This is a genomic window from Streptomyces natalensis ATCC 27448, from assembly GCF_000935125.1.
Classification (GTDB): domain Bacteria; phylum Actinomycetota; class Actinomycetes; order Streptomycetales; family Streptomycetaceae; genus Streptomyces; species Streptomyces natalensis.
In genome coordinates this window covers 1-20213 of the sequence record NZ_JRKI01000063.1, presented here as the reverse complement: position 1 = coordinate 20213, position 20213 = coordinate 1, and the positions used below count along the sequence as shown (strand labels likewise).

21 protein-coding genes are annotated in these 20213 nt (G+C 70.7%); 7 read left to right on the top strand and 14 right to left on the bottom strand.

All coding sequences use genetic code 11. From position 1 onward, the window contains the following. Position 1: 1 nt before the first annotated feature. From SNA_RS36575 to bla, 3 genes are read left to right on the top strand one after another with little or no spacing between them, the layout of a single operon-like run. Positions 2-472 carry a hypothetical protein gene (locus SNA_RS36575; RefSeq protein WP_044368908.1) on the top strand — a complete coding sequence of 157 codons (471 nt, stop codon included), beginning with the start codon at positions 2-4 and terminating at the stop codon, positions 470-472. Further along, positions 453-761, top strand: coding sequence for a transcriptional regulator (locus SNA_RS36570; RefSeq protein ID WP_030067091.1), 309 nt, complete (start codon positions 453-455; stop codon positions 759-761). Before SNA_RS36575 ends, SNA_RS36570 begins: the two co-directional genes overlap by 20 nt. A gap of 43 nt (positions 762-804) precedes the next feature. After that, a complete protein-coding gene (gene bla / locus SNA_RS36565; RefSeq protein ID WP_044368702.1) occupies positions 805-1731 on the top strand; it encodes a class A beta-lactamase in 927 nt (308 codons plus the stop codon). A gap of 122 nt (positions 1732-1853) precedes the next feature. On the opposite strand, the gene hemB is transcribed toward bla, so the two are convergent. The 6 genes from hemB to SNA_RS36535 form a co-directional block, all read right to left on the bottom strand. Continuing rightward, positions 1854-2846 (bottom strand): porphobilinogen synthase, encoded by a 993-nt coding sequence (gene hemB, locus SNA_RS36560; RefSeq protein WP_030067092.1) that lies wholly within the window; start codon positions 2844-2846, stop codon positions 1854-1856. Between the two features lie 227 nt (positions 2847-3073). Further along, on the bottom strand, positions 3074-3739 hold the full coding sequence (locus SNA_RS36555) for a VC0807 family protein (protein ID WP_030067093.1): 666 nt from the start codon (positions 3737-3739) through the stop codon (positions 3074-3076). Positions 3740-4038: 299 nt separating this feature from the next. Further along, positions 4039-5685, bottom strand: a complete 1647-nt coding sequence (locus tag SNA_RS36550; protein ID WP_044368700.1) for a bifunctional uroporphyrinogen-III C-methyltransferase/uroporphyrinogen-III synthase — start codon at positions 5683-5685, stop codon at positions 4039-4041. Further along, entirely contained in the window at positions 5682-6695 is a 1014-nt protein-coding gene (gene hemC / locus SNA_RS36545; protein ID WP_030067097.1) for a hydroxymethylbilane synthase, read from the bottom strand. Before hemC ends, SNA_RS36550 begins: the two co-directional genes overlap by 4 nt. Then, a complete protein-coding gene (locus SNA_RS36540; RefSeq protein ID WP_030067099.1) occupies positions 6692-8074 on the bottom strand; it encodes a glutamyl-tRNA reductase in 1383 nt (460 codons plus the stop codon). The genes hemC and SNA_RS36540 overlap by 4 nt, the downstream gene beginning before the upstream one ends. After that, positions 8071-8841: a redox-sensing transcriptional repressor Rex gene (locus tag SNA_RS36535; RefSeq protein ID WP_030067100.1), complete on the bottom strand. Its 771-nt coding sequence runs from the start codon at positions 8839-8841 to the stop codon at positions 8071-8073. Before SNA_RS36535 ends, SNA_RS36540 begins: the two co-directional genes overlap by 4 nt. A 333-nt stretch (positions 8842-9174) precedes the next feature. Here SNA_RS36535 and SNA_RS36530 point away from each other — a divergent pair, with 333 nt between their 5' ends. The 4 genes from SNA_RS36530 (at position 9175) to SNA_RS36515 (ending at position 13164) form a co-directional block, all read left to right on the top strand. Further along, positions 9175-9453: a glutaredoxin family protein gene (locus SNA_RS36530; RefSeq protein ID WP_030067101.1), complete on the top strand. Its 279-nt coding sequence runs from the start codon at positions 9175-9177 to the stop codon at positions 9451-9453. Between the two features lie 120 nt (positions 9454-9573). Continuing rightward, complete coding sequence (locus tag SNA_RS36525; RefSeq protein ID WP_044368698.1) at positions 9574-10503, top strand: HAD family hydrolase; 930 nt, start codon at positions 9574-9576, stop codon at positions 10501-10503. A 379-nt stretch (positions 10504-10882) separates the two neighbouring features. Further along, positions 10883-11668, top strand: coding sequence for an ECF subfamily RNA polymerase sigma factor, BldN family (locus SNA_RS36520; protein WP_030067104.1), 786 nt, complete (start codon positions 10883-10885; stop codon positions 11666-11668). A 296-nt stretch (positions 11669-11964) separates the two neighbouring features. Beyond that, the gene (locus SNA_RS36515; RefSeq protein WP_030067105.1) at positions 11965-13164 is read left to right on the top strand and encodes a DUF5667 domain-containing protein; all 1200 of its coding nucleotides are present in this window, start codon (positions 11965-11967) and stop codon (positions 13162-13164) included. 56 nt (positions 13165-13220) lie between these two features. Here the strand turns inward: SNA_RS36515 and SNA_RS36510 are convergent, their stop codons facing one another. The 8 genes from SNA_RS36510 to SNA_RS36480 form a co-directional block, all read right to left on the bottom strand. Further along, positions 13221-14219: a lysophospholipid acyltransferase family protein gene (locus SNA_RS36510; RefSeq protein WP_044368695.1), complete on the bottom strand. Its 999-nt coding sequence runs from the start codon at positions 14217-14219 to the stop codon at positions 13221-13223. A gap of 14 nt (positions 14220-14233) precedes the next feature. Further along, positions 14234-15295, bottom strand: a complete 1062-nt coding sequence (locus SNA_RS36505; RefSeq protein WP_044368693.1) for an NAD-dependent epimerase/dehydratase family protein — start codon at positions 15293-15295, stop codon at positions 14234-14236. A 203-nt stretch (positions 15296-15498) separates the two neighbouring features. Next, on the bottom strand, positions 15499-15597 hold the full coding sequence (locus tag SNA_RS40910; RefSeq protein WP_003948845.1) for a 30S ribosomal protein bS22: 99 nt from the start codon (positions 15595-15597) through the stop codon (positions 15499-15501). Positions 15598-15717: 120 nt separating this feature from the next. Next, positions 15718-15927: a helix-turn-helix domain-containing protein gene (locus tag SNA_RS36500; RefSeq protein ID WP_030067109.1), complete on the bottom strand. Its 210-nt coding sequence runs from the start codon at positions 15925-15927 to the stop codon at positions 15718-15720. 128 nt (positions 15928-16055) lie between these two features. Further along, positions 16056-16928 carry a phosphatase gene (locus SNA_RS36495; protein ID WP_044368690.1) on the bottom strand — a complete coding sequence of 291 codons (873 nt, stop codon included), beginning with the start codon at positions 16926-16928 and terminating at the stop codon, positions 16056-16058. A 116-nt stretch (positions 16929-17044) separates the two neighbouring features. Next, on the bottom strand, positions 17045-18220 hold the full coding sequence (locus SNA_RS36490) for an acetoin utilization protein AcuC (RefSeq protein WP_030067112.1): 1176 nt from the start codon (positions 18218-18220) through the stop codon (positions 17045-17047). Next, positions 18189-19415: an MFS transporter gene (locus SNA_RS36485; protein ID WP_030067113.1), complete on the bottom strand. Its 1227-nt coding sequence runs from the start codon at positions 19413-19415 to the stop codon at positions 18189-18191. The genes SNA_RS36490 and SNA_RS36485 overlap by 32 nt, the downstream gene beginning before the upstream one ends. Before the next feature lie 81 nt (positions 19416-19496). Then, positions 19497-20144: an HAD family hydrolase gene (locus SNA_RS36480; RefSeq protein WP_030067114.1), complete on the bottom strand. Its 648-nt coding sequence runs from the start codon at positions 20142-20144 to the stop codon at positions 19497-19499. Positions 20145-20213 lie beyond the last annotated feature (69 nt).

Genomic DNA, 20213 nt, shown 5'->3' with positions numbered 1-20213 from the left:
CATGACCTCTTACGACGCCCAGACCGCACTCGACGCCATACGCCACCGCCAAGCGCAGACCCGTGACGCATACGCGCACCACGCCTCCTCCAGCTACGGGATCATCGCGGCACTCACCGTGTTCGCCACGGGATCGTCCATCGATCTGCCGAGGCCCTGGAGCCTCGTCGCCCAGCTGGCAGGGGGCGTCCTGATCGCGGCCGGACTGGCCGTGCAGTACCGCCGGACCCGCGTGCACAAGAAGCGCTCCGCCGCGGGGACGCTCTTCGCGGTGTCGGTGGCGGCAGTTGCTCTCGCGGTCTTCATCGCGGCATCGATCACCGCCCGGTTGATCGACCTGCCGGTCCCCTCCGTGCCCGCCGCAGCCGTCGCCGCCCTGGTGACGCTGGTGGCCACGTACACGGCCCGCCCGATCGTCAAGAAGATCATCTCCAGGAGGGACGAGCAGGCCGATGGACCCGGACTTCGATGAATTCCTGCACGTACCGGCCCGGCTGTCGATCGTCGCGCTGCTGGCTCCGGCCGACTGGGTGGAGTTCGGCTTCGTGCGCGATGCCGTCGACACCAGCGACTCGGCCCTGTCCAAACAGGTCGCGGCGCTGACCGACGCCGGCTACGTGGAGGTGCGCAAAACCCGGAACCGCACCGGACGCCACACCCACCTCCAGCTCACCGCGCACGGGCGACGGGCACTTCAGCGGCACGCCTCGGCCCTGGAGAGAATCGTGGCAGCAGCACGGGTCACGGGAGCGGGCGACTGAGCCTCCGGGCCCGTGAGCCCCCGACACGACAGGACCCCCCACCATGACCACGACACCCACCGGATCAACCGCACCGACCGCGTTACCCCGCCGCGCCCTCCTGGCCACGGGCACGGGCCTCGCCGCCGCCGGACTCCTGGCCGCGGCCCCCGCCGCCACGGCCGCCGCGCGGCACGGCCGGACCACCGCCCGCCTCCGCCACCTGGAGCACCAACACCACGCCGTCATCGGCGCGTTCGCCCACAACCTCGCCACGGGCGCGCAGGTCCGCCACCGCGCCCACACCCGCTTCCCGATCCTCTCCGTCTTCAAAACCCTCGCCGCCGCGGCGGTCCTGCGCGACCTCGACCACCACGGCGAAACCCTCTCCCGCCGCATCCGCTACACGCGCCGGGACCTGGTCGACAACTCCCCCATCACCTCCCAGCACCTCGCCGACGGCATGACCGTCGCCGACCTGTGCGACGCGGCCCTCCGCTACAGCGACAACACCGCCGGAAACCTGCTCCTGCGGCAGCTGGGCGGCCCCACCGCGATCACCCGCTTCTGCCGCTCGCTCGGCGATCCGACCACCCGCCTGGACCGCTGGGAAACCGACCTCAACTCCGCCGAGCCCTGGCGCCGCACGGACACCACCACCCCGTACGCCATCGCCCACTGCTACGGAACTCTTCTCACAGGCAGGGCACTTGACCGGCGTGACCGCGCCCGCCTGACCGACTGGCTGCTGCACAGCACCACCAGCGGCGAACGCTTCCGGGCGGGCCTGCCCAAGGACTGGACGGTGGCCGACAAGACCGGTTCCGCCGGCCGCTACGGCGCCGCCAACGACGTCGGCATCGCCTGGGCCCCCGACGGCGCCCCGGTCGTCCTCGCCGTCCTCACCCGCAAACCCGGCCTGCCGTCGGCCCCGTACGACAACCCCCTCATCGCCGAAACGGCCAAGGTCCTGGCCTCGGCCGTCGGCTGACCACGAAAGCCGACGCGAAAGCCAACCCAAGAGACAACGCAAGAGGCCAACGCAAGAGCCCCGCCGTCCCTCCCGGGACAGCGGGGCTCAACAGCCATCAGGCAACAGGCAACAGGCACCGGTCACTTCAGCCCGCGCGCAACCTCCGTGGCCCAGTACGTCAGGATCATGTTGGCGCCCGCCCGCTTGATGCCGGTCAGGGCCTCCAGGATCGCCTTGTCCCGGTCGATCCAGCCCTTCTCCGCCGCGGCCTCGATCATCGCGTACTCACCCGAGATCTGATACGCCGCCACCGGCACCTCCACCTCGTCCGCGATCCGGGCCAGCACATCCAGATACGGCAGCGCCGGCTTGACCATGACCATGTCGGCGCCCTCGTCCAGATCGAGCGCCAGCTCGCGCAGCGACTCGCGGAGGTTGGCCGCGTCCTGCTGGTACGTCTTGCGGTCGCCCTTCAGCGACGACCCCACGGCCTCCCGGAACGGGCCGTAGAACGCCGACGAATACTTCGCCGTGTAGGCGAGGATCGACACGTCCTCATGGCCGGTCTGGTCCAGCGCATCCCGGATGACGCCGACCTGGCCGTCCATCATCCCGCTCGGGCCGACCACATGGACGCCCGCATCGGCCTGGACCTGCGCCATCTCGGCGTACCGCTCCAGCGTCGCGTCGTTGTCGACCCGTCCCTCGGCGTCCAGGACGCCGCAGTGGCCGTGGTCGGTGTACTCGTCCAGGCACAGGTCGGACATGATCACCAGGTCGTCGCCGACCTCGGCCCGTACGTCCCGGATGGCGACCTGGAGGATTCCGTCGGGGTCCGTACCCGCCGTACCGGCCGCGTCCTTCTTCTCGTCCAGCGGGACGCCGAAGAGCATGATCCCGGCGACCCCGGCCTCGACCGCCTCGACGGCCGCCTTGCGCAGCGTGTCGCGGGTGTGCTGGACCACGCCCGGCATGGCGGAGATCGGCACCGGCTCGCCGATGCCCTCCCGTACGAAGGCGGGCAGGATCAGGTCGGCGGGGTGCAGACGGTACTCGGCCACCATCCGCCGCATGGCGGGGGTGGTACGCAGGCGCCGCGGCCGCGCCCCGGGGAAGCTTCCGTACTTCGTCATACCACCCACGCTACGCCCGCCCCGCACCCGCCTTTGCCGACGCGACGTCGGCCGGAGGCCGCCTCGTTCAGGCCGCGCGGGCGGTGTCGGCGGTCGTGGGCGGTGCGGGGCGGCAGTCACGACAGCGCCCGGGCCCCAGGGCACGGAACGCGCGCTCGCAGCCGTCGCAGTCGCCTGCCGCACCGCGACCCGGCCCACCGGGTCCCGCGTTTCCGGACGCCGGTTTGTCAGCCCTGGACAGCGGCCGCGGCGGCGCGCTCCTCGCCTTTGCGCCGCGCCCGCTTGCCGTACCGGGAGGTCCACACGATGAGGGCGCCGAGGAGGCCGTAGATCAGGAGCGGGCTGACGGCCACCATGGTGTCCGTGCTCAGCGTGTACGCAAGCCCGACCCGGACCACGGCCTCCAGGCAGTAGGCCACGCCCCAGACCGTTGTCATCGTGAAGACGGTCTTGCGGAATCCTTCGAACTGCCACAGACCGTTCCACCAGGCGGTGCTCGCGGCGGTGCCGTCGGTCGCGAACTTGCGGCCGAAGTAGAACATCAGCGGGCGCGGAGCCAGCAGCGTCGCCAGACACAGCAGCCCGAACAGCCCCGTGACGGCGGAGTCCTTGAGCAGCAGGGCCCGGGCCGAATGCGCGCCCACGAGCGACATCACGGCCGTGATCACCAGGAACACCAGGGTGACGAGGGCGAACTCGTCGAGACGGCGGCGCCATACAAGGTGGACGACGCTGTCGAGCACCGGCCAGGCACTGCCCGCCAGGAGCGCGGCGAACTCGCTCCAGCCGTGGTCGTGGAGCGAGTTGTACGTGAGAATCGGGGCAACGACGTTGAGGGCGATGGTGAGGATCCAGCCGGCCGCGGCGGCACCCCCGGACCGGGCCGGCGGCATCGGGCGCTCATATGCCTGAGCCGCCCTCGCGTCCGAAGTGCTCCGGGCGCCCTGCGTGTTCGTGGTGTATTGAGCGGGCACGGTTCCCCCTGAAGGTGCCTGACAAGTGCTGTAGCGCGAACGTAAATCAGGCCCTTGGCCAGGAACCATGGCCCGCGCCCCAAATGATCGCCAAATCTGACCGGAATGGCTAATTCCGGTCACCCCATGCGCAGGCCCGTGGCGGCCCCCCACGGGCCATGACGCGAAGGGCGCCCCCAAAAGGGAGCGCCCTTCCCGCAGTTCGCCAACCGTCCCGCTCAGCTCCGAGCACGCCTCCGCGAGCCCGGCCGCCGCTCGCTCGGGCGGGTGACCGGGTCGCCCGCCTCCATGGCGGCGTCGCGGCGGGCCGCGCCGAAGTCGGCGAGGGCTTCGGCCAGTTTGTGGACCGAGGGCTCGGGCGACATGACGTCCACACGCAGCCCGTGTTCCTCGGCGGTCTTGGCGGTGGCCGGGCCGATACAGGCGATCACGGTGACGTTGTGCGGCTTGCCGGCGATGCCGACGAGGTTCCGTACGGTCGACGAGGACGTGAACAGGACCGCGTCGAAGCCGCCGCCCTTGATCGCCTCACGGGTCTCGGCCGGGGGCGGCGAGGCGCGCACGGTCCGGTAGGCCGTGACGTCGTCGACCTCCCAGCCCAGCTCGATCAGCCCGGCGACCAGCGTCTCGGTGGCGATGTCGGCACGGGGGAGGAAGACCCGGTCGATCGGGTCGAAGACGGGGTCGTACGGCGGCCAGTCCTCCAACAGGCCCGCCGCGGACTGCTCGCCGCTCGGCACCAGGTCCGGCTTGACGCCGAAGGCGACCAGGGCCTTGGCGGTCTGCTCGCCGACCGCCGCGACCTTGATCCCGGCGAACGCACGGGCGTCGAGGCCGTATTCCTCGAACTTCTCACGGACCGCCTTGACCGCGTTGACGGAGGTGAAGGCGATCCACTCGTAACGGCCGGTGACCAGGCCCTTGACCGCGCGCTCCATCTGCTGCGGGGTGCGCGGCGGCTCGACGGCGATCGTCGGGACCTCGTGCGGCACCGCGCCGTAGGAGACGAGCTGGTCGGAAAGCGACGCGGCCTGCTCCTTGGTGCGCGGTACGAGGACCCGCCAGCCGAACAGCGGCTTGGACTCGAACCAGGAGAGCTGCTCGCGCTGCGCGGCGGCGCACCGCTCACCGACCACGGCTATGACGGGCTGGCCGCCGTCCGGGGACGGCAGCACCTTGGCCGACTTGAGCACCTGGGCGACGGACCCGAGGGTCGCGGTCCAGGTGCGCTGGCGCGTGGTGGTGCCGGCGACGGTGACGCTGAGCGGGGTGTCGGGCTTGCGGCCCGCGGTGACCAGCTCGCCGGCGGCCGCGGCCACCGAGTCGAGCGTGGTGGAGACGACGGCCGTGGCGTCGCTGGCACCGACCTCGGACCAGCAGCGGTCGTCGGCCGTGCGGGCGTCGATGAACCGCACATCGGTGCCCTGGGCGTCGCGCAGCGGGACACCGGCGTACGCGGGCACGCCGACGGCCGCGGCGATACCGGGGACCACCTCGAAGACGATTCCCTCGGCGGCGCACGCCAGCATCTCCCCGGCGACGTTCCCGTCGAGACCGGGGTCGCCGGCGACCGCACGCACGACCCGCTTGCCCGCTCGGGCGGCCGCCATGACAAGATTGGCGGTGTCCCTAAGGGCAGGGACACCGGCGGGGATTGACGCCTCGTCAGCCGACGCCTGCGGTGTGTCCACGTGCGCGCGGGCATGCACGCGCACGACGTCCAGCACCGGTGGATCGGCGATCAGTACGTCCGCGGAGGCCAGCGCCTCCACGGCGCGCAGCGTCAGCAGGCCCGGGTCTCCCGGCCCGGCACCCAGGAAGGTGACCTGACCAGAGGCGGAGTGGTTTGGGGCGGTGGGGTTCAAAGTGCTCGCTCCCCCATCAGACCGGCCGCACCCTTTGCGAGCATCTCGGCGGCGAGCTCCCGGCCCATGGTGAGCCAGGTCGCGTCGTCGTCAAGAGAGGCAGGTACGTGCGCGGTGGTGGACAGCTGCACCAGCGTGCTGCCGTCGGTCGTGCCGACGACAGCGCGCAGGTGCAATTCGGTGACAGCCTGCTCGTCACGCTTGGGGCCTCCCCTGCTCGAGCGAAGTCGAGAGCTTGGGGAAAGGTCGGCCAGCGCTCCGACGGGTGCGGAACAGCCGGCCTCCAGGGCGGCGAGCAGGGATCGCTCGGCGGTCACGGCGGCCCGCGTGTACGGGTCGTCGAGTCCGGCGAGCTGGGCGGCGAGCTGCACATTTGTGGCTGCACACTCGATCGCCAGGGCCCCCTGGCCGGGGGCGGGCAAAACCATGTCGGGCGACAGCAGCTGCGTCGCCTCGCTGATACGGCCGATCCGGGTGAGCCCGGCGGCGGCCAGGACGACCGCATCGAGCTCGCCGTTGGCGACGAAGCCGATGCGGGTGTCGATGTTCCCGCGGATCGGTACGGTCTCGATGCGCTTGCCCAGCGTCCGGGCCCAGGCGTTGAGCTGGGCCATCCGCCGGGGCGAGCCGGTACCGATGCGGGCGCCCTCGGGCAGCTGCGCAAAGGTCAGCCCGCCGGCGGCGATCAGCGCATCGCGCGGGTCCTCCCGCTCGGGCACGGCCGCCAGGGTCAGCTCCTCGGGCTGCGCGGTGGGCAGGTCCTTGAGCGAGTGGACGGCGAAGTCGATGTCCCCGGCGAGCAGCGCATCGCGCAGCGCGGAGACGAAGACGCCGGTGCCCCCGATCTGTGCGAGGTGCTCGCGAGAGGTGTCGCCGTAGGTGGTGATCTCCACCAGTTCGACGGCGCGGCCGGTCAGCTCGCGCACCGCCTCGGCGATCTGCCCGGACTGGGCCATGGCGAGCTTGCTGCGCCTGGTGCCCAGTCGCAGGGGTGTGGTGCGGTCGGTCATGAGGTGCGCTCCCGTGCTGCGTCGTGCCTGTCGGCGCGCGTGTCGGCCCGGCTGACGGCGGCAACCGTCTCCGGGTCGAGATCGAAGAGTTCGCGCAACGCGTCCGCGTACCCGGCGCCGCCGGGCTCGCTGGCGAGCTGCTTGACCCGCACGGTCGGCGCGTGCAGGAGTTTGTCGACGACGCGGCGCACGGTCTGGGTGATCTCCGCGCGCTGCTTGTCGTCCAGATCGGGCAGGCGGCCGTCGAGCCGGGCGATCTCGCTCGTGACGACGTCCGCGGCCATGGTGCGCAGGGCGACCACGGTGGGGGTGATGTGCGCGGCGCGCTGGGCGGCGCCGAAGGCGGCGACCTCGTCGGAGACGATGCCGCGCACCTTGTCCACATCGGCCGCCATCGGCGCGTCCGCGGAGGCGTCGGCGAGCGTTTCGATGTCGACGAGGTGAGCGCCGTCGATCCGGTGGACCGCAGCGTCGATGTCGCGGGGCATGGCCAGGTCGAGCAGCGCCAGACCGTCCGTACGGTCCGCACGTCCGGCCAGCGCGGCGGCCACCGCGTCGGCGCCCAGCACCAGCCCGGCCGCGCCCGTACAGGAGACGACGACATCGGCCTGCGCCAGCTCGGCGCCGACGGCGTCCATGGGCACGGCGCGAGCGGTCAGGCCCCTGGCCGCCCCGGGGGCGCCCGGTTCGGTGAGGATCCCGACGAGCCGCTCGGCACGCTCGACCGTACGGTTGGCGACCGCCAGTTCGGCCACGCCGACGCGGGCGAGGGTGGTCGCGGCAAGCGAGGACATCGAGCCGGCGCCGATCACCAGCGCCCGCTTGCCGGCGGCCCAGGACTCCACGTCGGCGGACCGGGCGAGCTGCTCCAGCCCGAAGGTGACCAGCGACTGGCCGGCCTTGTCGATACCGGTCTCGCTGTGGGCGCGCTTGCCGACCCGCAGCGCCTGCTGGAAGAGGTCGTTCAGCAGCCGCCCGGCGGTGTGCTGCTCCTGGGCGACGGCGAGCGCGTCCTTGATCTGGCCGAGGATCTGGCCCTCGCCGATGACCATCGAGTCCAGGCCGCAGGCCACCGAGAAGAGGTGGTGGACGGCGCGGTCCTCGTAGTGGACGTAGAGATACGGAGTGAGCTCCTCCAGGGCGGCGCCGCCGTGGCGCGCCAGGAGGGTGGACAGCTCGGCGACACCGGCGTGGAACTTGTCCACGTCGGCGTAGAGCTCGATGCGGTTGCAGGTGGCGAGCACCGCGGACTCGGTGGCCGGCTCGGCCGACACCGCGTCCTGGAGCAGCTTGCCGCGCGCCTCCGGGCGCAGCGCGGCCCGCTCCAGCACGCTCACCGGCGCGCTGCGATGGCTCAGCCCGACAACAAGAAGACTCATGCCGGCATCACGGCGGGAACATCCCCGTCAGGTCCCTTGCGATCGGCCTCGACGGACGCGGCACGGGTCACCGCGGCCGGCGTGCCGCCTTCCTGGCCGCTTTCCTCGCCCGCCTTGCGCTGCTCGTGGAAGGCGAGGATCTGAAGCTCTATGGACAGGTCGACCTTGCGTACGTCCACCCCGTCCGGGACGGTCAGTACGGTCGGTGCGAAGTTGAGGATCGAGGTGACACCGGCGGCGACCAGGCGGTCACAGACCTGCTGGGCGGCGCCCGCGGGCGTGGCGATCACACCGATCGACACGCCGTTGCTCTCGATGATGTGTTCCAGCTCATCGGTGTGCTGGACCGGGATACCCGCGACGGGCTTGCCGGCCATGGCCGGGTCGGCGTCGATCAGAGCCGCGACGCGGAAGCCGCGGGAGGCGAAGCCGCCGTAGTTGGCCAGGGCGGCGCCGAGGTTACCGATACCGACGATGACCACGGGCCAGTCCTGGGTCAGGCCGAGCTCGCGCGAGATCTGGTAGACGAGGTACTCCACGTCGTAGCCCACGCCACGCGTGCCGTACGAGCCGAGGTAGGAGAAGTCCTTGCGCAGCTTGGCGGAGTTGACCCCCGCCGCGGCCGCGAGCTCCTCGGAGGAGACCGTGGGGACCGAGCGCTCGGAGAGCGCGGTCAGTGCACGCAGATACAGCGGAAGCCGGGCGACGGTGGCCTCGGGGATCCCTCGGCTTCGGGTCGCCGGTCGGTGAGTTCGGCCAGTTGCCACGGTGCTCCTGCGGGTAGAGCGGGGCTGCGGGCGCCGGCACGGAACCCGACCGCCCTGTCTCTCGCAGGCTATGCCTTTGTGAACGCGTGCACAAAGATGGTGTCCGGTTTGTCCGCCCAAAGTGACCGGGCTCACGCACCTTTTACCGGTGTCCGCGGAACCAACTCCCACGTCACACCGTTCACTCGCTTCCCACTGGTATCGCGGGAGAGCCGAGGGGAGCACAGGCCCTCACTCCTTGCCGCCATACCCCCGGACACTGACCAATCGCCCACCGATGGTAAGCGACCCGCCGCCACCGGAGCGCCGCCGCGAAACCGGCACAATGGCGGTATGGCCCCCTTGTTCAGCCGCAGCTCCCGCAGGAATCCCGCCGAGGCGATGGTCACCCTCATCGGCAAGCCGGGCTGCCATCTGTGCGACGACGCCCAGGCCGTCATCGAGAAGGTCTGCGCCGAGACGGGCGCCTCCTGGGAGAAGAAGGACATCACCGAGGACGCCGAGCTGCACCACAAGTACTGGGAGCAGATCCCGGTGATCCTGGTGGACGGCAAACAGCACGACTTCTGGCGCGTCGACCCCAAGCGGCTGCGCGCGGCCCTGGGCGCCTGAGACCCGGGTCATCCTGGGCAGGGCGGTACAGCACGCTCTTACCCAACCTTTTCTCACCCCAGGCCGTACAGACACGCGCCCGTAACCAGTCGCACCGAACAAACTGGCTACGCTACCGTCATGGCGCCCGCTCCCCAATGGTTCACCCGCCGCAGACGACCCGCCACGGCCCGCAGCGTGCTGGCCGGCGAGGCCGCGGCCGAGGCTGCCCGTAAGTCCTCGCAGGAGGTGCCCGAGGCCGAGGAGGCCCCGGAGGAGCCGGAGTTCCCGGTCGCCGGCGACGAGGCGGCCGCCGCCTTCTTCGACCTCGACAACACCGTCATGCAGGGCGCCGCCCTCTTCCACTTCGGCCGCGGCCTGTACAAGCGGCACTTCTTCCACAAGCGCGATCTGGCCCGCTTCGCCTGGCAGCAGGTCTACTTCCGGCTGGCCGGCTCGGAGAACCCCGAGCACATGGCGGACGTCCGCAACAGCGCGCTGTCCATCGTCCAGGGCCATCGCGTCGCCGAGTTGATGTCCATCGGCGAGGAGATCTACGACGAGTACATGGCCGAGCGCGTCTGGCCGGGCACCCGCGCGCTCGCCCAGGCCCATCTGGACGCGGGCCAGAAGGTCTGGCTGGTGACCGCGGCGCCGGTCGAGACCGCGACGATCATCGCCCGCCGGCTGGGCCTGACCGGCGCCCTGGGCACCGTCGCCGAGTCCGTCGGCGGCGTCTACACGGGCAAGTTGGTGGGCGAACCGCTGCACGGCCCGGCCAAGGCCGAGGCGGTGCGCGCGCTCGCCGCCGCCGAGGGCCTGGACCTCTCGCACTGCGCCGCCTACAGCGACTCGTCCAACGACATCCCGATGCTCTCGCTCGTCGGGCACCCCTACGCGATCAACCCCGACAGCCGGCTGCGCAAGCACGCCCACGAACAGGGCTGGCGGCTGCGCGACTACCGAACGGGCCGCAAGGCCGTCAAGATCGGCATCCCCGCCGCGGCGGGAGTCGGCGCCCTCGCCGGCGGCGCCGCGGCCGCGGTCGCGCTCCAGCGCCGCCGCCGCTGACCGCGCCCCGGCGCGCCCCTCACCGGCCGTCTCGGGCACCCACCGCTGACCGTCCTTGATCACAAGGCGATCCGGCGGACCATCCATGCTGCCTACCCGCGCCGCCGCCCCGTCAGTCCCGTTGCTGGCGGTCAACCACAACACGCCCTCCAACCAGGCAGATTGCGTCACCTTCCGATCAATAGTCGCGCAATATTCGATACTTAATCCGCCACCAACCCGACACGGACCGTAAGTAATCGATGATTTGAGCAACTGGGTGTAGCGCTGCCTGTACGAAGCGTTATTCTCCTCAGACGCAATTCGGAACCCACACGTCCCTACGACGAGTGAATGGTCCCGCACTGCACGTGATGGAAGCTCTGCCTCTGGGAGTCCCGTGTACCCACACGTCGGGGTTGACGCCTCGGGCCTGGCTACGCTGCGTACGACGCTTGTCGGCCACCTGCGCAGTTTCGTCCCCACCGCGTACGCCGTCCCCGCATTCGCCTCAGCCGTCCCCGCTGCCGGCCCCTGCTATGCCCTGGCCGACGGGAGTGCTGCGGTCGCCAAGGCCGCCGGCAGAACCCGCCGCTCGGGCGCCGGCACGACCACCGCCCGTCGTCCCGCCGACAGCGACAGCCGTCGCATGATGGATCTCGTCGAACGCGCCCAGGCCGGCGAGGCCGACGCCTTCGGCCGCCTCTACGACCAGTACGCCGACACGGTCTACCGCTACATCTATTACCGCGTGGGCGGCCGGGCCACGGCCGAGGACCTCACCAGCGAGACCTTCCTGCGCGCCCTGCGCCGTATCGGCACCTTCACCTGGCAGGGCCGCGACTTCGGCGCCTGGCTGGTGACCATCGCCCGCAATCTCGTCGCCGACCACTTCAAGTCCTCCCGCTTCCGCCTGGAAGTCACCACCGGAGAGATGCTCGACGCCAACGAGGTCGAGCGCAGCCCCGAGGACTCGGTCCTCGAATCCCTCTCCAACGCCGCCCTGTTGGAGGCGGTCCGTAAGCTCAACCCCCAACAGCAGGAATGCGTCACCCTGCGCTTCCTCCAGGGCCTCTCGGTCGCCGAGACCGCCCGCGTCATGGGCAAGAACGAGGGCGCGATCAAGACCCTCCAGTACCGGGCCGTCCGCACCCTGGCGCGGCTCCTGCCCGAAGACGCCCGCTGACGCCCGCTGACCCACCGCCCCGACCACCCGCCCTCCGTCGCATCCGCCAACTCCGCCACGCCGTACGGCACTTACGTTTGGTAGCCGCCCATCTACGGTCGGTCAGATCATCGTGAGTGCGTAACCCGAGTGCCGCGGCGCTCGTTGCACGGAATGCAGGCTCCATACGGTCACGCCATGCGCACCGCCTCTCACTCTTTCGGGTGGCAGCGATATGGCGTTCAACCGTCCGGTCCGTCTGGACAGTCAAAGCCAGTCCGGGGAGTCGAGCGGGATGACGAGAGGAGGTGCCGCAGGTGATCGCGAATGTCTCGGCGCACCGGCGGGCCAACGCCTTCGCCCAGGCCCTGGAGGAGCAGGTCCTCCAGGGCACGGCGGCCGAGGACCAGGTCGACACTCCGGCGCGGGCGCCGGACGAGGCACATCTGCTGAAGGTCACCGACGGCCTCGGCCGGCTCCCGAAGCCGGAGCTGGCCACGGAGGTCAAGACCGTACAGCGCGCCCAGCTCGTCGCCGCGATGGAGGCCGCCTTCGCCGAAGGCGCCCCGTCCGACGACGGCAAGGTGCCCGAACAGCGCACGCACAGGCGCAGCCACCGCGCAGCCCCGGCCCTCGGCAAACTGCGGCCCCGCTCCCGGCTCTCCAAGGGGCTGGCCGCCGGGGGGCTGACGGTCGGCGTCGCCGCAGGGGCCTTCAGCGGCGTCGCCGCAGCCAGCGCCGGCGCCCTGCCCGGCGACTCCCTCTACGGCTTCAAACGCGGCATGGAGGACCTCCGGCTCAACCTCGCCGGCGACGACTCCGACCGCGGCCGGCTCTACCTCGACCAGGCGGGCACCCGCATCGCGGAGGCCCGGCGCCTGATGGAGCGCGGCCGGGGCGGCGCCCACCTCGACCACGAGTCGCTCGCGGAGATCCGCAGGACGCTGGTCGGCGTCACCCATGACGCGGGCGAGGGCCACCGCCTGCTGCACGCGGCCTATGAGCGCAACGGCTCGCTGGATCCCATCCAGACGCTGAACTCCTTCAGCAAGGCCCACCACACCAGCTGGAGGGAGCTGCGCGACAGGCTCCCCGTACAGCTCGCGGACGCCGGCGACGAGGTCAGTTCGGTCTTCGACGCCATAGACCACGAGGTCGGCCCGCTGCGCTCGCTGCTGCCGCAGCCCCCGGACGAGGCCAAGCGGCCGCGCCACGGCGCGCCCGCAGCCCCGGACACCCGGTCCGCCCCCGGCGACCGTGCCACACCGTCCGGCGGCAAGCACTCCGCCGGCGCGCACGGCGACGGCTCCCATGCGCCGCGCCCGTCGGCCTCACCGTCCCAGGACGAGGGCCTGCTCGGCGGCGATACGGGCGGCCTGTTCGACCCGCCGGGCAAGACCAGCCCCGCCCCGCACACCCGCCATCACACCCCCGCCCAGCCCGGCGTCACCCTTCCGCCGCTGCTGCCCGGACTGCTTCCCGGCCTGGGCATCGACGGCGAGGACGCGTCGAAGTAGCGCGTACGGCGGGAGCGCGGACCCCGCGCTCCCGCCGTACGCGCCGCGGCGCAGCGTCAGAAGAACACCGACCGCCGCTGCACCAGCAGCTTGTACAGCGTGTGCTGAATCGTTTCCCGTACCTGATCGGTCAGGTTGAACATCAGCATCGGGTCGTCCGCCGCCTCCGGCGGATACCCCTCCGTCGAGATCGGCTCGCCGAACTGGATCGTCCACTTCGTCGGCAGCGGCACGGCACCCAGCGGCCCCAGCCAGGGGAACGTCGGCGTCACCGGGAAGTACGGCAGCCCCAGGACGCGCGCCAGCGTCTTGGCGTTCCCGATCATCGGGTAGATCTCCTCCGCCCCCACGATCGAGCACGGCACGATCGGCACCCCGGCCTTCAGCGCCGTCGAGACGAACCCGCCCCGCCCGAAGCGCTGGAGCTTGTAGCGGTCCGCGAACGGCTTGCCGATGCCCTTGAAGCCCTCCGGCATCACCCCGACGACCTCACCGCGCTCCAGCAGCCGCTGCGCGTCCTCCGCGCACGCCAGGGTGTGCCCGGCCTTGCGCGCCAGCTCGTTTATCACCGGCAGCACAAACACCAAATCGGCCGCCAGCAGCCGCAGATGACGCTCGGCCGGATGGTGGTCGTGCACCGCGACCTGGAGCATCAGCCCGTCCAGCGGCAGCGTCCCGGAGTGGTTGGCGACGATCAGCGCACCGCCGTCGGAGGGGATGTTCTCGACGCCCCTGACCTCGACCCGGAAGTACTTCTCGTAGAAGGGCCGCAGCAACGACATCAGGACCTGGTCGGTCAGCTCCTCGTCGTAGCCGAAGTCGTCGACCTCGTAGTCGCCGGTGATCCGGCGCCGCAGGAACGCCAGCCCGCCCGCGAGCATCTCGTCCAGGGACCGCCCGGCGCTCGGCCGACGGCGCACCGCCGGCTCCTCGGGCTCGCTGCGCGCTTCCGGTACGGGCGCCAGCGTCGCGCCCTGGCCCGCGCGCTCGGCCCGTCTGGCCTTTCTGCGCGCCCGAGGCTCCTCGCCGAAGGGAATGACCTTGGCGTCCGCCATCGTGGGTGAACTCCTTACTGGGTCGAGTCTCTGGCCGGGCCGCAGCGTGCGGGCAGCACACCGGCGAGCCGGTCTACGGTACGGGCGAGAGATTCGGGCGGCAGCAGCCCGGGGCCGCGGCTGCGGGCGAATTCCGCGAAGGTCTCGGCGGTGGTGTACTGCGGTTCAAAGCCGAGCGTCTCGCGCATCTGGGTCGTCTCCACCACCCGGCCGTGCGTCAGCATCCGGATCTGCTCCGGCGAGAAGTCCGTGATGCCGATGGCGCGCAGCGCCGTACCGGCCCAGGTCACCGTCGGCAGGAAGAGCGGCAGGGTGGGCCGCCCCAGCCGCCGGGAGATCTGTGAGAGCAGCAGCACACCGTCCCCGGCGATATTGAACGTCCCGCTGTTGAGGGTGCCCCGGCGCGGCGCCGAGGAGGCGATCCGCAGCACTTCGAGGGCGTCTTCCTCATGGACGAACTGAAGCCGCGGATCGTAGCCCAGGACCGTCGGCCAGACGGGCAGTGAGAAGTACTCGGCGAGCGGGGAGTCCGCGCACGGCCCGAGGATGCTGGCGAAGCGCAGCACGCACACCGCGACATCGGGCCGGCGCCGGGCGAAACCGCGGACATATCCCTCGATCTCGACGACGTCCTTGGCGAAGCCACCGCTGGGCAGCGATTTGGGCGGGGTGGTCTCGGTGAAGACGGCCGGGTCCCGGGGGGCGGAACCGTAGACACTGGCGCTGGATTTGACGACCAGGCGCTGCACTTTCGGAGCCTTCTGGCAGGCGCCGAGGAGCTGCATGGTCCCGATGACGTTGGTTTCCTTCACGGCGGTGCGGCCGCCGCGGCTGCCCAGGGGCCTGCCGTTGATGTCCATGTGGACGACGGTGTCCACACCCGTCTCGGCCAGGACCCTGGCGATGGTGGGCTGCCGGATGTCGGCCTGGAGGAATTCGGCACCGCCCAGATGGTGCTCCGGTCGTACGGCGTCCACTCCGATCACCCGGTCGATGTCCGGATCGCGCCGGATACGGCGGATGAACCGGCCCCCCAGCTGGCGTGCGGCTCCCGTGACGAGCACGACCTTGCCCAAGTTCAGCCCTTCCTTCCCGCCCTCGGCCTGCGCCTGAGTCGAGCTGTACGGGCCACGCTATCGGGTCGGTGTTGCGTGGTGATGACCGCAGGATGCCCTTCGCTCCATTTCGCGGCCAAGGCCCGCCCATACGGCCCACAGCGCACCGCGGCCCCCTGCCACAAGGAGTGGCAGGGGGCCGCGGAATCGCGATTCAGCGTCGCTTACTTCTTGTTACGACGCTGAACACGGGTGCGCTTGAGCAGCTTGCGGTGCTTCTTCTTAGCCATCCGCTTGCGCCGCTTCTTGATAACAGAGCCCACGACTACCCTCGCTCACTTCGAATCACTCGGTGCGGGGCGTCCGAGCCCACACTACCTACATCGGGCCAGCCTACCCGGCGCCGGGCGTACGGCGTAATCCGAGGGTCGCCGAGGGTCCCGTCAGGCTGATTCCACCCCCACATAGGACTCACGGAGATAGTCGTGAACGGCTTGCTCCGGCACCCGGAAAGACCTCCCCACCCGGATCGCGGGCAGATGACCGCTGTGCACCAAGCGGTACACGGTCATCTTCGACACTCGCATCACCGTGGCCACTTCGGCCACGGTAAGAAACACGACCTCGTTCAGAGGCCTCTGGTCTCCAGCCATGCCACACCTGCACCTTCCGCATAAGACGGTCACCGGCTTCCCCTCCGGTGACTCTTCGTCGCTATGCGCTCACTCCCCAGATTAGGGGCCAGTGATGCGAGTGGGGAAGAGGAGCAGCTAACGGCCGCCTATCGTGACAGACCCGATCGATTAAGGACATAACGCACCAGGGGTCGGTAGTGCCCCGACCGTACGGAGTCATCGAGCGGCACCACCACGGACACCCGCCCCTCCGCCTGTCCGACGAACGGCGCGGGGTCGTCCGTATCGGCCAGCCCGACCGCCTCGATGCCCAGCTGACCTGCTCCGCAGACCCATCCGTGGTCCCCGATCACCAGGCCCGGCAGCGGCCCTCCGGCGTCCGCCGCGGCCGCCAGAGCGGTCCGTACCGGGAGCGGCGAATGGGTGTGCACGCCCCCCGCCACGGATGCTCCCCGCGCGCCCGCCTCGCGCATCAGCGCGACTCCCCGTACGTAGGCGAGCGACCGGGTGCGTACTCCGAACCTGGTCGCCATGTCGACATGGCAGCCATACGCCGGGGTGAGGACGGGGCAGCCCGCCGACGAGAGAGCGTCTGCGAGGGCGGCGTAGAACGCCAGCAGCCGGTGCGGATGGCCGGTACCGAGCAGCACCGGCGTCCGCCGGCCGGCCGCCTCGCCCACCCGGTCCGCGAATCCGTCCAGCGCCGCGATCGTACGATCGGGATCGATCACATCGGGGCCAGAAGTGTGCGCGGGATCGGCCGAAACGCCGCACTTCTGCCCCATCAGCCGCAGCACTTCCCCCATCGGCCAGTCCCCGTCGGGGTCCAGCCCCAGCAGCACCCGCGGATCGCGCGCCGCGAAGAGCCGGTAACGCCCCAGACTCGTCTCCCGCAGGGTCGCGATCTCCCCCGCCAGCCGCGCCTCGACCAGGTGCGCCCGCAGCGCCTCGGTGCCCACGCCCCCATGCTCATCCGCCGGCCGCCCGCAGGCCGCCCCAACCGACGGGTAGTCACACATCCGTGGGGTACGGGCGCGAGTCCGGCCGTAACGGGACGGGGCCCACGTTAGATACACCGTCCGGCGGGACGGCGCCTGCAACGCCGTTACAGGCAGAGACCGGTGACGGCCCGTCGCTACGGCAGCAGGCCGTGCGCGGGAAACACCGCGCGCCGGGTCGCCAGCACCGCCTGGTCCAGCCGGTCGGCGGGGTTGTAGCCGCCCTCGGCGAAATCCCGCCATACCGGCGTGCGGCCGTCCGTCATCCGCTGCGGCGCCAACTGCCGTGTCCGGCGGAAGACTTCATGCCGCCAGGCGTCCGGAATCACCGAGGCCGGATCGATCGGCCGGCCCGCCGCGATCGCCGCCAGATGCGTCCAACTGCGCGGCACCACATCCACCACCGCATAGCCGCCACCGCCGAGCGCCACCCATCGCCCGTCGGCCACCGTGTGCGCCAGCGAGTGGCAGGATTCCGCCACCGCCCGCTGCGCATCCAGGCTCACCGCCAAATGGGCCAGCGGATCCTCGAAATGGGTGTCCGCGCCGTGCTGCGTCACCAGAACCTGCGGCCGGAAGGCCCCCAGCAGCTCCGGCACCACCGCATGAAAGGCCCGCAGCCACCCCTCGTCACCGGTCCCGGCCGGCAGCGCCACATTGACCGCGCTGCCCTCCGCACCCTCACCACCGGTCTCCTCCGGCCAGCCGGTCTGCGGAAACAGCGTCCGCGGATGCTCGTGCAGCGAGATCGTCAGCACCCGCGGGTCCTCCCAGAACGCTGCCTGGACGCCGTCCCCGTGGTGCACGTCCACATCCACATACGCCACCCGCTCGGCGCCCAGCTCCAACAGCCGGGCAATGGCCAGCGCCGCATCGTTGTAGATACAGAACCCGGACGCCCCGCCCGGCATCGCATGGTGCAGCCCGCCCGTGAAATTCACCGCATGGAGCACATTGCCCCGCCAGACGGCCTCCGCCGCCCCGACCGACTGCCCCGCGATCAGCGCCGACGCCTCATGAATCCCCGCGAACGCCGGATCGTCCTCGGTCCCCAGGCCGTACGAGACATCCGCCGCGGACGGATCGGCCGAGGCCGCCCGCACCGCCTCGATGTAATCCTCGCGATGCACCAGCCGCAGCGTCGAATCCCCGGCCGGCTTGGCCGCGACGACCTCCAGAGGCCCGCGGTCGAGCTCGTACGCCTCCACCAGGCGCATGGTCAGCGCAAGCCTGACCGGGTCCATCGGATGGCCGGGCCCGAAGTCGTAGCCCGTTACTGCCTCATCCCACATCAGCTGTGCGCGGCCGCTCATACGCGTCACCGTATCGGGCCTGCGGAGACCCGAACGAGCGGGCATACACCAACGTCACCAGGACGAGCGCCATCGGGACGAGCATCGCGCCCCGATAGCTCCAGGCGTCCCCGAGGGCGCCGACCAACAGCGACCCGATCAAAAACCCCACATAGTTGAAAATATTCAGCCGCGCGATGGCCGTGTCCGAAGACCCGGCTCCGCCCTCTCCGGACGCCTGCCGCCCCGCCGCCGCAAAGGTCTGCGGCACGATCACACACAGCCCGAGCCCCACCAGCGTGAAACCTGCCATCCCGGCCCACGCCCCCGGCGCCGCGGCCACCACGGCAAAGCCGCCCGCCGCGACCACCGTCCCGCACCGCACCACGGCAACCGCCCCGAACCGCCGCACCCCCAGATCCCCGACCGCCCGCCCGAGCAGCGTGGTGACCATATAGACGTTGTACGGAACGGTCGCCAGCTGCTCCGAGCTCCCCAGCACGTCCTGGAGATACTTGGCGCTCCAGTTCGACACCGTCGAATCCCCGATATACGCGAACGCCATCACCAGACACAGCGGCAACAGCATCCGCATCGCAACGGGGGCCGCCTTTACGGGCGCGTGCTCTCCGACGGCACCGTGCTGATCCACGAACCACCGGCCCACCACCACCGCCAACGGCACCACCACCAGCACCACCGGCCCGTACAGCACCGCCAGCGACAGATGCCAGTGCGCCCCCGCCCATGCGAGCGACGCACCGACGATCCCGCCCAGGCTGTACGCGGCGTGGAAGCCCAGCATGATGCTCCGCCCGTAAGCCCGCTGAAGGCTGACGCCCAGCATGTTCATCGACGCGTCCAGCGCCCCCACCGACAGCCCGAACACCGCCAGCGCACACGCCACCTGCGCCATCGACCCGACCGACCCCGCGGCCAGCAACGCCAGGCACACCACCGGCTGCACACACCGCAGCACCCGGCTCGGCCGCACCCGCTTCACCAGATGCTCGGTACCGACGCTGCCGACTCCGGCCAGCACCGGAACCGCCGCCAAAAAGACGGGCAACAGCGCGTCCGAAATCCCGTATCGCTCCTGAATCGCCGGAATGCGCGTCACCAGGAGCGCAAAGACCGCCCCCTGGATGAAGAAGCTGATCGCCAGCGACACCCGGCCGTGCCGCAGCCGAGCTCCTGGTACCCGTGGGGCCGTCATGGCCGCACAGCCTAGAACTCCCCGCTACTGCTGGGTAGATGGATCACACGCCCAATTCCTGCCCGCTTCCTGCCTGCGCGCCTACTGAAGCAGCGCCGGCAACTCCCCCATCGCCCCGAACAACGCGGTCGCCCCGGCCTCCGCCAACCGCTCCCCCGACGTCATCGCCGTGAACCCGTACACCTCCATCCCCGCGGCCACCGCCGCCCGCACCCCGAGAACGCTGTCCTCCACCACCGCACACCGCTCCGGCGCGACACCCATCACCCTCGCCGCATGCAGAAACAGATCCGGCGCCGGCTTCCCCCGCCCCACATCCTGCGAGGAAAAGACGCGCCCCTCGAACCGCTCCCACAGCCCGGCCTTCGTCAGCCCCACCCGGATCCGCTCATGACTCCCCGACGAGGCGACGCAGTACGGCACCCCGTCCGCCGCCAGCTTCTCCAGCACCTCGGCCACACCGTCGACGGGCTCCAACTCCCGCCGAAACGCCGTAAATACCCGCTCATGGAACGTCGCATCAAAGTCCGCCGGCAGCCGGCGCCCCGACCGCCCCAGCGCCACCTCATGATTACGGTGCATCGCCCCGCCCATGAAGTCCCGCAGCGATTCCTCATATGTGGTCGAATGCCCCACTTCCGTGAGGTAACCGGCCAGCACCCGATTAGAAATCGGCTCGCTGTCCACCAGGACGCCATCATTATCAAAAATAACCAGGTCGTAGCGCATGCCCCGAGCGTACCGACCCCCGAACCACCGGACCCTAAACGCAGAAAGGCCCCGCACCATACGGTGCGG